Genomic DNA, 15,836 nt, shown 5'->3' on the forward strand with positions numbered 1-15,836 from the left:
GCATCCGCGAGATCCCGATGCGCATGGTGCTGCCCAATCTGGTCACCGTGCTCGCCATTTGCGCCGGCCTGTCCGGCATCCGCTTCGGCTTCGAAGGCCGCTTCGAGCCGGCGGTGGTGATGGTGCTGCTTGCCGCCTTCCTCGATGGCATTGACGGCCGCCTGGCGCGCATGTTGAAGGCGACCTCCAAATTCGGCGCGCAGATGGATTCGCTGGCCGACATCGTCAATTTCGGCGTGGCGCCGGCTCTGGTGCTCTATGCCTTCCTGCTCGACCGCGCCGGTTCGCCGGGCTGGATCGCGGCACTGCTGTTCGCCATCGCCTGCGGGCTGCGCCTCGCCCGTTTCAACGTACTCGATGACGAGAAGGCTGATCGCCCCATATGGCAGTCCGAATATTTCGTCGGCGTGCCGGCGCCGGCGGGCGCGGTGCTGGTGATGCTGCCGCTTTATCTCTATTTCCTGCGCACAGGTCTGGAGCCCAGTCGTCCAGCGGCCTTCGTCGCCACCGGCTTCACCATCCTGGTCGCCTTCCTGCTGGTCAGCCGGCTGCCGGTCTATTCCGGCAAGAGCCTGAAAATCCCGGGCGACAGGGTGTTGCCGATCATCCTGGGTGTCGTGCTCTACGTACTCCTGCTGATGACCTACCCCTGGTACACGCTGACCGCGTCGGTCGCCGGCTACCTGATCTTCCTGCCGTTCAGCGTGCGCGCCTATTCGAAGCGCGCCAAGCTGGAGGGCGAGAAGGTGCCGCCTTCGGATATAGGTTAGAAGGTCGGCGGAAGTGCTTGATCTGACTCAGGCCGCGACGCCGAGGCCCAGCCTGTCGATCGCCAGTTTCCTCGTCGACACATAGTCGGTCTTGCCGGATCCCAGCACCGGGATTTCCTCGACCTTGACGATGTCGTTTGGCACCATCAGTTCGGCCGCGCCCGCCTGTTTGCCGAACCTGCGCAACTCGTCGGGATTGGCATCGTCGGCGGTAGTGACCAGCACGATGCGCTCGCCGCGCCGCTTGTCCGGCACCGCTACAGCCGCGTGGTGCTCTTCCGGCCACAGCGACTGCACCAGCATCTCGACCGCACCCAGCGACACCATCTCGCCGGCGATCTTGGCGAAGCGCTTGGCGCGGCCGCGAATGGTGATGAAGCCTTCGCGGTCGACGGCGACGATGTCGCCGGTGTCGTGCCAGCCGCTCAGCGGCTGCAGCTCGCCGGGGCGGTCCGCGGTCATATAGCCCATCATCAGGTTCGGTCCGTCGAGCCACAATTGGCCGGCGTCGGAAATGCCCTCGATCGGCTCAAGCTTCATGCGCATGGCCGGCAGCAGCCGCCCGACCGTGCCGTCGCGCCCATGGATCGCCGTGTTGACGGCAACCACCGGTGCCGCCTCGGTCAGCCCGAAACCTTCCATGATCTCGGCCTGGAAGCGCTCGCGATAGACGCGGCGGGTTTCCGGCTTCACCGCCTCGGCGCCGGCGACGACGAAGCGCAGGCTGGAAAAATCGCCGTCCTTGGCGGTGCGCGCATAGTTGGCGAGGAACGTGTCGGTGCCGAACATGATGGTCGGCTTCACCTTGCGCGCTACCTCGGGAATGATCTTGTAGTGCAGCGGCGAGGGGTAGAGGAACAGTTTTACTCCCGTGACCAGCGGCAGGATGGTGCCGCCCGTCAGCCCGAACGAATGGAACACCGGCAGCACGTTGAGCAGGATGTCGGCGGGCGAGATGGTGATGCGCGCTTCGGCCTGCATGGCGTTGGCAAGCAGGTTCTTGTGCGACAGCACGACTGCTTTCGGCGTGCCTTCCGAGCCGGAAGTAAACAGGATCACCGCCGGCTTGGCCGCATCCTGCCGCTGCAGCGGCCAGCGCCACAGCAAGGCGGCGGCAAGCTTGTCCAGCGCGGTGACGCTCTCCCGCACATCCTCGAGCCAGAGAAGCCTGGCGCCGCCCTTTTCGACCGCCGCGACGATATCGGCAAGGTCGGCCTTCTCGACGAACGCGCGGGACGAAATCACGGTCCTTATCACCGCCGTGCGCACGGCCGCAGTGACGCTCGCCGGCCCGGCCGTATAGTTGATCATCGCCGCCACTCGGCCGGCCGACAGAAGGCCGGTGAGCGACAACACGACGCCGTTGGCATTGGGCAGCATCACGCCGACCGCCTCGCCCGGAGCCGTCACCGCCTCGAAGCGCCTGCCCAGGACGCGGGCGCCGATGAACAGCTTGCGGTAGCTCAGCGCGCCGGAGATCACGTCCTCGATGATGGTATGCGAAGCGCCGACGCGGTCGGCGGCATCGCGCATCGCCAGGAACAGGCCGCGATCGAGGTCGGTGCCGAAAAGCCGGGCCTCGGCGACACGGTCGAACAGCGCATTGGTGTTCGAGGCCTGCTCGGGGTTGCGCGCCACCAGTTCGGCGATGGTCATCGGCTCCAGCACGCTGATCGACAGCTGCGGAAACCAGTGTCGCGGTGCCTTGTCCGCAGGCGTCAGCGACACCGGCAGGCTGCGCGCGCCGCCGACGAAGATCGGCACGATTTTGGCATCGGCCTGCATGGCGATGCGGGTGACGGCACGAAACAACCGAAACGTCTTGACGTCAGGCTCGACCGCATCCGGCAGATAGACAGCGAGCCGACCCTTGCCCTTCAGCACCCGCACCAACCGGCGGCTGACGAAGACATGCTCGGCGTTGAAGGCGATGGTACGGCCAAGCTCGCGCCAAGGTTCGAGCCATGGCGAGCGCGCCGAGACCTCGTCGAGTATATGCAGCGTGTCTTCCGGCAGCAGCGACAGCATCAGCGCCGGCTCGAAGCGCGATTGATGCGAGATGACGTAGATGACTGGGGTCTGCGTCTTGCGCGCGATCCTGATGCGGCTATCTCCGATCCGGTAGGCGAGCTTGAACGGCACATAGAGCAGCGCCTGGGTGAAGCGCAGGCCGAGGCGGAATTTCTCCATCACGCCGATCAGCAGCCAGGCCAGAACAAGACCCGCAAGCAGCGCCAGTGTCAGGATCATGCCGCGTCTCTCCCAGTTTTTTAGCATCTCGGCTCTTCCGCGGCCGCTTCGGCCAGAACCTAGACGATGTGGGAGCAAGGTCAATGCGGATGAGTGCGCCTCCTGCCTTGCCCCTTGTGGGGAAGGTAAGTCGGCCCTGCTCACGCCGCCTGCAGCCGTCCGCTGATGAAACGGAACTCCTGCGTTTTGCCGCCATAGCCGTAAGCGGCTGCCGGCACTTCATGCACGAAGGCGTGGCTCTCCTCATGCACGCCGCCGAGCAGGCGGCCGAAGGCCGCGAAGATCGCCTTCAGATAGGCCTCCAGTTCAAGCTTGGTGTTGGTGCCGTCGACCACCTTGATATCAAGCCAGAACGTGTTGGTGCCGTGCTCGGCCAGCGACTTGCCGCCGGCGAACCAGTGCTGCGGATCGACATAGGATACGGCAACTGCCGTGATCGTCGGGTCCTTGCGCAGCTGCGTCGCGGTGATTTCGGTGGCTTCCTTTGCGATGCGAGCGGAAAGCGCCGCGTCAGGCTTGCCGGTGACGCTGATGTTGATAATCGGCATTTTTCTTCTCCTTGGCTTGAGCGGCGTCCGATCGCCGTTGAAACAACATGCCACCATCTTTCGATCAAAAAAATCGAATTGTTTTAAACTGAAGCTTCGATAAGATCGAAGTATGAAAACGCTGGATCCCGATCTGCTCCGAACCTTCCTGGCTTTCGTCGACAGCGGCTCACTGGCCCAGGCGGCTGCAAGCGTTGGCCGCTCGCCCTCGGCGGTGACCGCCCAGATGCAGCGCTTGGAGGAAATCGTCGGCGAACCGCTGCTGGCGCCGCAAGGGCGAGGGCGCGGCTTGACCCCTGCAGGCGAAGACCTCGTCGGCCATGCCAGGCGCATTCTTGCCGCCCATCGCGAGGCCTGGCTGGCGCTTAAGGGCGCGCGCGCTGCCGGACGCGTCGCCATCGGCACGACACAGGATTTCGCCGACAGCGGCCTGCCGGACCTGCTGCGTGCCTTCGCCGCCAGTCATCCGCGCGTCAGGATCGAACTGCGGATCGGCCGTTCCGCCGAGCTGGCGCAGGCACTGCAGTCCGGCGGCCTCGATCTGGCGATCGTTATGCGCCACGCCGCGGCCGCGGACGAAGTCGGCGTGCTGCGCGAGCCGATGATATGGCTATGCTCACAAAAGGGGTTGGCCTCGCGGCAGGAGGAACTGCCGCTGGCGTTGCTCGATCCATATTGCGGTTTTCGCGAAGCAGCACTTGCCGCACTCGATGCGGCCGGCCGCCGCTACCGTATCGCTGCCGGCAGTGCCAGTCTGGCCGCCCTGCGCACGGCGGTGAACGCCGGTGTCGCGCTGACGCTGCGCACGGCTCGCTTTGCCCATTCCGGCATTGTCGAGGCGCCGCGCGAGCTTGGCTTACCGCGGGTTCCAATAGCTGAGTTCGCCATCCGGCTTCGCGCAGGCGCCGATGGTCCAGCAGCCGATCTTGCGGCCCTGCTCGGCGGCAACCTTGCCTTGTCGGGCGGTTGAATGCCCAAAGAAAAAGCCGACCTTACGGTCGGCTTGGAGTAGGACGGGCCGAGGGGTTTGGGGGGACTTGGGGATGGCCCGTCGCACCATTAATGCCTGACCCGGATGATGGTTCCGTGACCGCGTCACTTTTTTCAAGAAATATTTGACGCCAAGCGTTGCGAGCGGGCCATCAGCCAATCCCGCCCCGCATGCGCAAACACCGCACACAATACGATGGCGCCGCCGATCATGCTGGCGGCTGGAGCAATCTCGCCCAGGAACAGGAAGGCAAACAGGATCGCGAACGGCACTTCGGCCGAGCCGAGCAGCCCGGATTCGGCCGGCGGGATGAGTCTCGCGCCTTCCGTCCACAGGATCGAGGACAGCGCGAAGGACGCGCCGAAAGTGGCGAGCAGAACTGCATCTCTCGGCGAAACCGCCAGCGGATCGGTGACGAACCAGCCGAGCACGAACAACAGGAAGGCTGAGACCGCACCGGCCCACACCACGGGGGTGTCGCGGAAGGCGCGCACCATGATCATGTAGAGGCCACTGCCGATGGTCATCAGCAGTGCCAGTCCGTCGCCGAACAGATTGCCGGTGCCGAAGCCGGACCAGACCATGATCGCCACGCCGCACAGCGACACGGCGGCAGCGACCATGGTCTGCAGTCGAAACGGTTCGCGCGTCAGAACCCAGGCCAGCAGCGCCGTAACGAACGGCGCGGTGGCATAGATGACGGCGACATTGGCAACGAAGGTGAACTTGAACGCCGAGATGAAGGCGATGCTGGCCAGAGCTCCCTCTGCTGCCAGCAGCCAGCCGCGCCAGCCAAGCCGCAGGGTCTCACGCCCACCGGAACGGTGACGCCGCCACAGCACATAGAGACTGATCAGGATCGCGCCGACAAAGCCGCGCCAGCAGATGATGGTCAACGGGTCGGCATGGATCGACTTTGTCAGAACACCGGTCAGCCCGAAAACGGCAGCTGAGGACGACACCAGGATGATGCCGAGGGTGCGCTCCGCGGCGATGTCGGTGGCGGCTGCAATCTCAGTCATGCAACCAGCCTACGCCGCTTGGTCCTGACATCGTAGTGTCAGCAATCATGGCCACGCACATCATAGCCGTTTGCGGAAATGCTCGGTGCCGACGATCAACAGGCCGGCGGCGACGATCAGCGCAGCGCCCAGGAACACCTCGCGACGCGGCACGTCGCCCCAGATCGCAAAGCCGAGTGCGAATGCCCACAACAGTGAGGTGTATTCCAGCGGTGCGAGGACCGAGGCCGGGGTTCGCTTCATGCCTTCGAAGAGAAGATATTGGGCGAGGCCGCCGAGCGCGCCGACGCTGGCAAGGAGCAGCAACTGGGTCCAGTCCGGTGTCTGCCACCAGAGCAACGCTGGCACCGCCGAAAACAGCAGAAAATAGAAATTGTTGAGCAGGAGCTGGATCATCGAGCGCTCGGCCAGGGCGGTTTTGCGCAAGAGCACGATGGCGATGCCCCACAAGAAGGCGGCCGCCAGCACCAGCAGCACCGGCACGGACAAGCCGAGATGGGTCGGATCGCAAGCGATGAATACGCCGGCAAAGCCGATCAGCACCGCCAGCCAGCGCAGCATCGGCACCTTTTCGCCGAGCAGGAACACCGAAAGCACGGTGACAATGATCGGGGCCGCGTAATAGACGGTGGTCAGTTCGGCGAGCTGCAGGCTGCGCGCGGCGTTGTAGTAACAGAGCCACGCAGCAAGCGTGAAGGCACTGCGCACCAGCATCGGCTGCACGATCGGCGAGCGCATCGTGTCGGCAAACAACTGTCGTCCGCCGATCGCCGCGCACGCACCCAGAATGGTGATGCTGCGGAAGAACATGATCTGCCATACGCTCATGCCGACGACCAACAGCTTGATCGAAGCATCCTGTGTCGAAAACAGCAGATAGGCTGCACCGGTCAGCAGGATGCCTGCAAGAACTCGCTCGCGTGTTTCGAGAATGGCGATATCGGCCATTAGGCGCGTGGGACCAAAATTGCAGGAGCGGCAGAAATACTATGAGAAGCGACACAAGGGAGCTGTGAATTCAGCTCCCTTGACACCAAGCTATACGGGCGAAAACCGCTGCGGCGCTACGCCAGCTCGGTGCTTATGTTGGGGCAGGGGTCCATGGTGAGTTGCACTGTCGCCAAGCCTATTGCGTCGCCTGATAAAGTTCCGAAGCGGCTTCTTTCAGCGCGCGCCGACCGTCGGATCTGAAATACATCATGTGCCCGCCCTCGACGACATCGAGACGGATGGGCTTGGCATTGGCGAGCGACGGGATCTGGTTCACCAGGTAGCGCGAGGCGAGGTAAGGTGTCACCAGGTCGGTGTAGCCGTTGACGATCACGACGCCGAGCGAAGGGTTCAGCGAGCGTGCTCGCTGCAGATCGTCCATCACCCCGGCATAGCCCTGCCGCGAGGCGCCGGTCCCGTAATCCCAATTGTGGCTGATTTCGCCATTGAGCAGCCGATAGCTGACATCGGTGCGAAAATGCAGTTCGTCGCTGATATAGCCGACGAACGCCGACGTCAGCGCCGGTACGCTGCGGTCGAGCACTGGATCCGGGCCGGCGATGCGGGCGCTCTCGGGCGCGATGTCGGCCGTGCCGATCGAGGCGTCATAGGGGCTGAGCACCTTGCCGCTGGCACGGGCGAACTCCCTTGCGAACAGGCCGGTCGGGATGCGGGCGGAGTTCCGCTGCACTAGGTCGAGCGGCAGGCCGGTGATGTCAGCCACGCGTTGGCTGGCCAGCCGCTTGCCTTGCTCCAGTCCGCTGGTGATCGCCGTAAGGTAATCGCCCATCGCATAATGTTCGACGTCTGCCAGCTTCTCCCGCAATGCATCGCCGCTGACGCCTTCGGCGCGTAGCCGCACCGCCGCCAGTGAAGGCAGTTCGAGCGCCCAATGCAGCGGCTCGAATTCGTCGGGCTGCACCAGCGTGAATTCAAGCGCCGGGGAGATCAGCACGATGCCGTTCGGACTGATGCCGATATCTTCCTGCAATGTCCTGGCGAGCAGCGCCGCGCGGAACCCGCCATAGCTTTCGCCGGCAAGGAACAGCGGCGACCCGGTGCGGCCGTTCTGCGAGAGATAGAGCCGGATGAAGGCGCCAATCGAGCCGGCATCCTGGTTGACGCCCCAGAAATCGCGCGTGTCCTGCCCCGGTGCCTCGCGGCTATAGCCGGTTCCCACCGGATCGACGAAGACGAGATCGGTCATGTCGAGCCAGCTGTCCGGATTGTCGATCAGTCTTTGCGGTGACGGCAGGAATTCGCCGTCGGCTCCCGTCGCGATTATCCGTGGACCGAGTGCGCCGATATGCAGATAGGCGGACGCTGCTCCAGGGCCGCCGTTGAACACGAAGGTGATCGGCCGCTGCGGGTCTTTGGCCCCGCTTGCCGGCGGCTCCAGCGTGTAGGCGACATAGAAGATCTCCGCCGTGACGTCGCCCTTGCCCGATAGCAGTGACAGGGTCGCCGCCTTTGCCTGGTAATCCAGCTTGCGCCCGGCCAGCGTGATCGAATGCTTGGTGGTCTGCGGCGGCGGCAGCAGGGACAGCACGCCGCCCGAGGGCGCCGGCCGCTCCGCCGTTTCAGCCAGGACGGGCTGCGCCAGGGCGGCGAGCATCGGCAGGATAAGGCAGATCAGTTTCAGCTTGAACGGCATGATGGCTCCGCGACAACGACTCCCGCATAGGTATGCCCGAGAGGGTCGAAGTCAAAGGAAATGGCTGTTTTGAACTTGCAACGGCTTGCGCTAGAGCCGGATGATTTCAGGGCGAATCGACCTGAAATCATCCGGCTCTAGTCAAAGAGATAGAGCATGATGTCGTCCGAAAACCGCTTCACACTTTTCGGCATCATGCTTAGTGTGAGCCGGAATGCAGTCGAACGTTTCCCTCGATCAGTTTGGACGCTGGAGCGGCGGTGTCGCTGCTGCAGCCATGGCAGCGACGCCCGAGGAATTGTCGGCTCGCTTTACGGCGGCGGCGAGCGGGCTGGTTGGTTCAGACCGCGTCTATGTCGGCTTCTACCATCGCGATATCACATCCCTGACCATCGATGATGCCGGCCCCGATCATTGGAACCGCGACTACGACGCCCACATCTATCGCCAGGATCCGTTCTTCCAGAGGTTCGCCAGCACAAGGCAGGATTTCCTGTTGCCGCTATCGGCTCTTCGCAATGGCGACTTCCAGCACACCCCCTACTATCGAGAATTCTATGGTCCCTCGGACAGCTTCGACGAGATCACCGGCGTGTTCAATCTCGACAGGCTGACCGCTGGCTATGTCACTTTTCTCAGGCGAAACGGGGCAGAACCGTTTGGCGAGCAGGATCTGGCAACGGCTTGCGCGGCAAGCAGCGCGACAAGGCTCATTTTGGAAAGATTGCTTCATCTGTGCCGCTTCCGGCACAAGGGCGCCGCAATCTGTGACGCTCGCTCGCGGCTGAGCAGGCGCGAGACCGAGATCGCGCGGCATCTGGTCGAGGGTGGCAACGCCAAGAGCATTTCGCGAAGCCTCGCTATCTCGCCCGGGACCGTCCGCAACCACATCAAGCAGATCTATCGCAAGCTCGGCGTGCACTCCCAGGTCGAGTTGCTGGCGGCCATCCGCGAAGCCGCTTGAGCCTGACGGCTTCCGCCGGCTCTATTGTCCCGTCACGATGCGCGTCCACATGCGGTTTTGTGATCGCAGCAGCTTTGCGTCGTTGTTGTCCACCACGAACAGCTTGGCCTTCACGGCATCAGGCGGAAAGACGCCGGGATCGCTGGCTATGGCCTTGTCCATTAGCGGCAGGGACGCCGGTATCGCATTGGCGTAGGAGACATAGCTGGAATTAGCCGCGGCGATATCGGGCCGCAGATTGAAGTTGATCCAGGCTTGGGCGTTGTCGGGATGCGGCGCATCTTTCGGCACCGCCATCGTATCGAAGTTGATGAGCGTGCCTTCTCTGGGGATGGAATAGGCGACCTCCAGCTTCTTCACGGATTCCGCCGCGCGGGTCCTTGCCTGAAGTATGTCGCCAGACCAGCCCAAAACGACACAGATGTCGCCGTTAGCGAGGTCGTTGATGTATTTCGACGAATGGAAATAGCGGATGTAGGGCCGCACCTTGCTCATCAGCTCTTCGACCTTGGCGAGGTCCTCGGGGCTGGTCGATCTGGGGTTGAGGTGAAGGTAGTTCATCGCCATCGGGATGACTTCAGCCGGCGCATCGATCATGGCCACGCCGCAATCGGACAGCTTCTTGACCACATCGACGTCGAACACCATGGCGAAGGAATCCGTCGGCGCGTCAGGTAGCCGCTGCTTCACCGCGGCGACGTTGTAGCCGATGCCGTCGGTGACCGCCATATAGGGCACGGCATGCAGGTTCTGCGGATCGGCGCCGGCGATCAGCGCGAGGGCTTGCGGATCGATCTTCGAATGGTTCGCAAGCTTCGCTTTGTCGAGTTCCAGGAAAGCCCCCGCCTTCACCTGGTTTTTCAGGAACGGATAGGCTGAAGGATAGACCACGTCATATCCCGAACCGCCGGTGAGCAGCTTGGTTTCAAGCACCTCGTTGCCGTCATAGACGTCGTAACGAACCTTGATGCCCGTCTCCTTCTCGAATTTCTCGGCCGTGTCCGGAGCGATGTAGTCGGACCAGTTGTAGACGTTGACGATTTTTTCCTCGTCAGCCGAAGCGGCACTGGCGCAGATGCCGCACGTCAGCCCGGCAAGCAGGGTTGAGAAGATCAAAGCGCGCATGAGTGTTCTCCTTTTCACTGCCGGTTTTTGGCGGGCGTCATCCCTCAACGCCGTTGCGGGGCATAGACCGGCAAGGTGATGCAGGCGACATTGCCGCCGCCGAGCAGGATCTCGCGCGAGTTTTCGATGCCGACTATTCGGTGATCGGGAAACAACTCGGCCAGAGTCTGCTTGGCCTTCACATCGAGATCGCAGCCGAACTGCGGTACCACCACGACGCTGTTGCCCGGATAGTAGTTGATGTAGCTCGCCGCGATCCGGTTTCCGGCCGGTCGCGCCCAGGTCGAATCCAGCCGGTCCACGCTGTCGCTTTCTTCCGGCGTCATCTCGATCGGCAAGGGGTGGGGCAGCCGGTGAACTTCCAGCGCGCGGCCACGCGCATCACGGGCCGAACGCAACACCGCCTCGGCTTCGCGCACGATCTCATATTGTGGGTCGTCCCGATTGTCAGTCCAGCTCAGCACGACCACGCCGGGGCGCACGAAGCAGCAGACGTCGTCGACATGGCCGTCGGTCTCGTCGAAGGCAAAGCCGCGTGGCAGCCAGATGATGGTGTCGACACCGAGATAGTCACCGAGCTGGCGCCCCACCTCGGCCTTGCCGAGATGAGCGTTGCGATTTCGGTTGAGCAGGCATTGCTCCGTCGTGATGAGCGTACCTTGGCCATCACATTGCAACCCGCCACCCTCGGCGATCAGCGGTGCGCGATAGCGCTCCATGTTCTCGATTTCGAGCACTTTTTGCGCTGCCAGGTCATCCAGGTCCCACGGCGCGTAGAGGCCGCCGTCAAAACCGCCATAGGCGTTGAAGATCCAATCGACGCCACGCACGTCGCCTTGATCGTTGATGACGAAGTTGGGACCGCTGTCGCGCAGCCAGGAATCGTTGGTGGACATCTCCACGACACGCACATGGCCGGGCAATCGCGCCCTGGCATTCTGCCACTGCCGAGCAGAGGCCGCCACCGTCACCGGCTCGCTTTGCGCGATCGCCGCGGCGACATCCACGAACAGCTTTTGCGCGGGCTTGGCGCCGAGGCGCCAGGTGTCCGGTCGCTCCGGCCAAATCATCCAGCAGCCTGATTTGGGTTCGAATTCGCCGGGCGCGCGAAATCCATCCTGTTTCGGCCTTGTCGAGAGGGTACGGGGCATCTGGGGACCGCCGGGAAATGGAGTGATGACTTGCCCGGATCAGACGTTTTTGGGACCTTGTCCGTCAATGTCCCATTTGGGATATCGGTGTTGGCGGCTGTCTCCCGTTTGCAGAACGGCATTGCCTTCCCACGGTGATCGGCGCAAATCTCGACCGACGGCGTATGCCGGTGACGCAAGCAGTCGACGAAAGGGGAAAGCGGATGGATGCGACCGAACTGAAGGCCATGCAGGCGCCGCTGAAGCAGGCATATCGTGACGATGCTTCGCAGGCCCTGATCACGCTTCGCGCCAAGGGCTCGATCGACGACCAGTCGGTTGCCTGCAAGGTGGAGACGGGCAGGGCGCTCGCCATCGCCGGCCTGCATCCGGCAACAGGCGGTTCAGGTCTTGAGCTCTGCTCGGGCGACATGCTGCTGGAGGCGTTGGTCGCCTGCGCCGGGGTGACGCTGAAGGCGGTGGCGACGGCGCTCGAGTTCAAGCTCGGCGCCGCTACGGTGGAGGCCGAAGGCGATCTCGATTTTCGCGGCACGCTCGGTGTCGCCAAGGATGCACCGGTCGGCTTTCGCGCCATCCGGCTCTATTTCAACCTCGACACCGATGAGCCGCAGGAGCGGATAGACTCGCTGCTGAAGCTGACCGAGCGTTATTGCGTGGTGTTCCAGACCATCAGCCAGAAGCCGGAGCTTACGGTGAGCGCACGCCGCTGACGCTTACTGCGCTGACGGTTCTTCGGCGTCGCCCTCGTCAGTGAAGGGCGAGGCGCTCGGCACGCATTGCACCGACCAGCCGGCCGGTGTCGGCTGCTTCTGATATTCGGTGATGGCGGCGGTGCACTGTTCGCGCTTGTCGAAGGTGCTGGGCAGCACGACCATGCCGCCCTGCGGGCCGGCGATTACCAGATACCAGACCAACGCTGCTGCGGTCGTAGCCATGGGGATTTCCTTGTTCTGCCAGTTGGCGCTTGTTGTGGGAGTCGCTGTGACCCTACCAACTCCATGGAAATGACGAAAGCATGACCGCCGCACAGCTTCCCGCCGTCACATCACAGCCGCGTGATGTGACGGCGGGTTTCCCAGCCCGATTTCGAAGCGCAATCGGCTCAGTTGGTGGCAAAACAATAGAACAAGCCATCGCCCCCGGTGCCCTTCAGCGCCTCCTGGCTGCAGCCGCCGCGCGAGGCGTGCGAGGAATTCCAGGATTTGGCGGCTGCCGAATCGTCGAGGCCCGTGCGGTCATGATGGCCCATCATAGCGGTGCCTTCCGCCCCGCTCATCGTCCAGTCGCCGCAGGTCTGCTCGGCGATCTTGGTGCCGTCGGGCTTGGAGCCGGTCAGCACGTCGTGGCGGTTCGGCGTGTCGCCGCGGCCGTTGACCACTTCGCCTTTCTCGTCGAGCGCCGTCTGCTTGGTGATGCCGTTGGCATCGCTGTGCAACGAGGCGACGTCGTCAGCGATCTTGACGCCCTTGGCGTTCACCCACGGCCCCTTGCCGATGTGGTCGCGCGCGTCAGTGTCGCTGGTCGACAGATAGGCAGCCCAGGTCTTGCCGGTGACACCGGCGGCTTCCGCCAGCGATGCGCAATGCGCGTCGGCGCCCTTGAGGCCGCCGAGGTCGGCGCCCTTGCCGGAACCGACACTGGTGACGAAGAAGCTCATCTTGGCATCTTGCGAGAGGGCTGCGCCGACTGTGGCGGCGAGGGCGGCCGTGACGGCGGTGGTGGCAACGAGAAGCAGTTTACGCATGTCGGTCCTCCGGTTGGTCTTCGACGGGTTACGTCAGAAGAAACGTTGCGGGAGGCCTGTTTAATCCCTACGCATGTCGCCTAAAAGTGTGCAGCGGTTTTTGGGAAACCGACATGCGTCAAAAAGGTTCAAGTTTTATTCGGGCTGCCTGTAGGCGACGAAGCGATTGTGCTTGGCCTGGAAGATCAATCCGGTCTCTTTCAGCTCCGGGCTGGCCAGCGGTACGATGCGTTTGGCGATCTCGGCGGGGTGCGGCAACGTCTCGGGATCTTCGCCCGGCACTGCCTGGGCCCGCATGGCGGTGCGGGTGGCGCCGGGGTCGGCGGCGTTGACCCGGAGCGGCAGGCTCTGCGTCTCATGCGCCCAGGAGCGCATCATCGTCTCCACCGCGGCCTTGGAGGCCGCGTAGGGCGCCCAGAAGGCACGCGCCGAGTGCGCTGCGTTGGAAGACAGGATGATCGCTCGTCCAGCATCGGAAAGCCGCAGCAGAGGGTCGACCGAGCGGATCAGCCGCCAGGTCGAGGTGACGTTGATGGTCATCACCTTCTCGAAGGTTTTTGCTTCGACATGACCGATCGGCGAAATGACGCCGAGAACGCCGGCATTGGCGACGAGAATGTCGAGCTTGCCCCAGCGTTCGTGGATGGCGCCGCCCAGGCGGTCGATGCCGGCCATGTCGGCGAGGTCGAGCGGCACCAGTGTCGCTTGGCCGCCGGCCGCCTTGATCTGGTCGTCGAGCTCTTCCAGTCCTCCGACAGTGCGCGCCACTGCAATGACATGCGCGCCGGCGGCAGCCAATTCCTTGGCAATGAAATAGCCGATGCCGCGCGAGGCGCCGGTGACGACAGCAACGCGGCCGGTAAGGTCGAGGGTCATGCGAGAATTTCCGTGAGGTCGGCGTGAAACACCCCCCTCTGCCCTGCCGGGCATCTCCCCCTCAAGGGGGGAGATTGGACTTCGCCGAAGTTGGCTCTGGCTTTGCAGCCTTGGCGATTGGCGAAAGTCGATAGTTCAGCCGATCTCCCCCCTTGAGGGGGAGATGTCCGGCAGGACAGAGGGGGGTAAACTGGCGAAGGCAACTGATAAACCAGCACCCTACGTCCCGCTTGTCGCCAGCAGCGACAGCGTGCGCACGTTGTCGTGGCCTTCGAAGTCGAGCAGGCGGGTTGGATACTGGCCGGTGAAGCAGGCATCGCAGAATTGCGGCTGGTCGTTGTCGCGGCTGGCCTCGCCGACCGCGCGGTAGAGCCCGTCAATGGTGAGGAAGCCGAGCGAATCGACGCGAATGAACTCGGCCATCTCCTCGATCGACATGCGCGATGCCAGGAGCTTCGATTTCTCCGGCGTGTCGACACCGTAGAAACAGGAGGCGCGCGTCGGCGGTGAGGCGATGCGCATATGCACCTCCTTGGCACCGGCATCGCGCACCATCTGCACGATCTTCTGGCTGGTGGTGCCGCGCACGATACTGTCGTCGACCAGCACCACGCGCTTGCCCTCGATCATGCGGCGGTTGGCATTGTGCTTCAGCTTGACGCCCATGTGGCGGATCGAATCGCCCGGCTGGATGAAGGTGCGGCCGACATAATGATTGCGGATGATGCCGAGCTCAAAGGGAATGCCGGCCGCCTGGCTGAAGCCGATCGCCGCCGGCGTGCCCGAATCCGGCACCGGCACGACGATGTCGGCCTCGACCGGGCTTTCGACCGCCAGTTCGGCGCCGATACGCTTGCGCACCTCATAGACGTTGCGGCCTTCGACCGAGGAATCCGGCCGCGCGAAATAGACATATTCGAAGATGCAGAAGCGGGTCTTCTGCGGCTCGAAGGGGAACAGGCTCTCGATGCCCTTGGAGGTGACGACGACCATCTCGCCGGGCTTCAGATCGCGAACGAAACGCGCGCCGATGATGTCGAGCGCGCAGGTTTCGGAGGCCAGGATCCAGGCGCCGTCGAGATCGCCGAGCACCAGCGGCCGGATGCCGAGCGGATCGCGGCAGCCGATCATCTTCTTGGCCGTCATCGCCACCAGCGAGAAGGCGCCCTCGACCTGCCGCACAGCATCGATGAAACGCGAGTTCAAATCGCGCTCCTTGCTGGTGGCGACGAGGTGCAAAAGCGTCTCGGTATCGGAGGTGGAGGAGAAGATCGCGCCTTGCTTCTGCAGCGCGCGCTGCACGGTCATGGCGTTGGTCAGATTACCGTTGTGGGCGACGGCGAAGCCGCCATCGGCCAATTCGGCGAAAAAGGGCTGGATGTTGCGCATGCCGGCACCGCCGGTGGTGGCGTAGCGCGTATGGCCAATGGCGCGATTGCCTTGCAGGCTGTCGATGACGCGCTGCTTGGTGAAGGTGTCGCCGATCAGGCCGACATGGCGTTCGACATGGAACTGACTGCCGTCATAGGAAACGATGCCGGCCGCTTCCTGGCCGCGATGCTGCAGCGCATGCAGGCCCAATGTAACGATTGCCGCGGCGTCCTGCCGGCCGAAAATGCCGAACACACCGCATTCGTCGTGGAAATGGTCGTCGGCCTCGGCGGAAAGCACGTCGTCTGCGTCTGCCATCTTAAGCTCCGCTAAAATCGCCATATAATGCGGGTTCGCGCCGAAAGCAACGCGGGCCGTGC

15 protein-coding genes are annotated in these 15,836 nt (G+C 63.4%); 4 read left to right on the plus strand and 11 right to left on the minus strand.

The window, feature by feature from the left end; genetic code table 11:
• Positions 1-23 precede the first annotated feature (23 nt).
• Positions 24-770: a phosphatidylcholine/phosphatidylserine synthase gene (locus tag EOA16_RS29655; protein ID WP_224621703.1), complete on the plus strand. Its 747-nt coding sequence runs from the start codon at positions 24-26 to the stop codon at positions 768-770.
• 27 nt (positions 771-797) lie between these two features.
• On the opposite strand, the gene EOA16_RS29660 is transcribed toward EOA16_RS29655, so the two are convergent.
• Positions 798-3,020: an AMP-binding protein gene (locus EOA16_RS29660; RefSeq protein ID WP_127261320.1), complete on the minus strand. Its 2,223-nt coding sequence runs from the start codon at positions 3,018-3,020 to the stop codon at positions 798-800.
• 140 nt (positions 3,021-3,160) lie between these two features.
• Complete coding sequence (locus tag EOA16_RS29665; RefSeq protein WP_127261321.1) at positions 3,161-3,568, minus strand: 4-oxalocrotonate tautomerase family protein; 408 nt, start codon at positions 3,566-3,568, stop codon at positions 3,161-3,163.
• Positions 3,569-3,680: 112 nt separating this feature from the next.
• On the opposite strand from EOA16_RS29665, the gene EOA16_RS29670 reads away from it, so the two are divergent.
• Positions 3,681-4,538 carry a LysR substrate-binding domain-containing protein gene (locus EOA16_RS29670; protein ID WP_127261322.1) on the plus strand — a complete coding sequence of 286 codons (858 nt, stop codon included), beginning with the start codon at positions 3,681-3,683 and terminating at the stop codon, positions 4,536-4,538.
• Between the two features lie 134 nt (positions 4,539-4,672).
• Here the strand turns inward: EOA16_RS29670 and EOA16_RS29675 are convergent, their stop codons facing one another.
• From EOA16_RS29675 to EOA16_RS29685, 3 genes are all read right to left on the minus strand, one after another.
• A complete protein-coding gene (locus EOA16_RS29675; protein ID WP_127261323.1) occupies positions 4,673-5,581 on the minus strand; it encodes a DMT family transporter in 909 nt (302 codons plus the stop codon).
• Positions 5,582-5,641: 60 nt separating this feature from the next.
• Complete coding sequence (locus EOA16_RS29680) at positions 5,642-6,529, minus strand: DMT family transporter (protein WP_127261324.1); 888 nt, start codon at positions 6,527-6,529, stop codon at positions 5,642-5,644.
• Between the two features lie 178 nt (positions 6,530-6,707).
• A complete protein-coding gene (locus EOA16_RS29685) occupies positions 6,708-8,225 on the minus strand; it encodes a peptidase S10 (protein WP_127261325.1) in 1,518 nt (505 codons plus the stop codon).
• A gap of 214 nt (positions 8,226-8,439) precedes the next feature.
• Between EOA16_RS29685 and EOA16_RS29690 the strand changes: the two genes are divergently transcribed.
• Positions 8,440-9,189 carry a LuxR family transcriptional regulator gene (locus EOA16_RS29690; protein ID WP_127261326.1) on the plus strand — a complete coding sequence of 250 codons (750 nt, stop codon included), beginning with the start codon at positions 8,440-8,442 and terminating at the stop codon, positions 9,187-9,189.
• Between the two features lie 21 nt (positions 9,190-9,210).
• On the opposite strand, the gene EOA16_RS29695 is transcribed toward EOA16_RS29690, so the two are convergent.
• A complete protein-coding gene (locus tag EOA16_RS29695; protein WP_127261327.1) occupies positions 9,211-10,314 on the minus strand; it encodes a polyamine ABC transporter substrate-binding protein in 1,104 nt (367 codons plus the stop codon).
• 44 nt (positions 10,315-10,358) lie between these two features.
• Entirely contained in the window at positions 10,359-11,465 is a 1,107-nt protein-coding gene (gene aguA, locus EOA16_RS29700) for an agmatine deiminase (protein ID WP_127261328.1), read from the minus strand.
• A gap of 203 nt (positions 11,466-11,668) precedes the next feature.
• Here aguA and EOA16_RS29705 point away from each other — a divergent pair, with 203 nt between their 5' ends.
• A complete protein-coding gene (locus EOA16_RS29705; protein ID WP_127261329.1) occupies positions 11,669-12,175 on the plus strand; it encodes an OsmC family protein in 507 nt (168 codons plus the stop codon).
• Positions 12,176-12,178: 3 nt separating this feature from the next.
• On the opposite strand, the gene EOA16_RS29710 is transcribed toward EOA16_RS29705, so the two are convergent.
• From EOA16_RS29710 to purF, 4 genes are all read right to left on the minus strand, one after another.
• Positions 12,179-12,400, minus strand: a complete 222-nt coding sequence (locus tag EOA16_RS29710) for a hypothetical protein (RefSeq protein WP_013532531.1) — start codon at positions 12,398-12,400, stop codon at positions 12,179-12,181.
• A gap of 167 nt (positions 12,401-12,567) precedes the next feature.
• Positions 12,568-13,209, minus strand: coding sequence for a hypothetical protein (locus tag EOA16_RS29715; RefSeq protein WP_127261330.1), 642 nt, complete (start codon positions 13,207-13,209; stop codon positions 12,568-12,570).
• A gap of 135 nt (positions 13,210-13,344) precedes the next feature.
• A complete protein-coding gene (locus EOA16_RS29720; RefSeq protein ID WP_127261331.1) occupies positions 13,345-14,085 on the minus strand; it encodes an SDR family NAD(P)-dependent oxidoreductase in 741 nt (246 codons plus the stop codon).
• A gap of 219 nt (positions 14,086-14,304) precedes the next feature.
• Positions 14,305-15,774: an amidophosphoribosyltransferase gene (gene purF / locus EOA16_RS29730; RefSeq protein ID WP_013532528.1), complete on the minus strand. Its 1,470-nt coding sequence runs from the start codon at positions 15,772-15,774 to the stop codon at positions 14,305-14,307.
• Between the last annotated feature and the right edge of the window lie 62 nt (positions 15,775-15,836).

The sequence above is a fragment of the Mesorhizobium sp. M7A.F.Ca.US.008.03.1.1 genome (assembly GCF_003997495.1).
Lineage (GTDB): Bacteria > Pseudomonadota > Alphaproteobacteria > Rhizobiales > Rhizobiaceae > Mesorhizobium.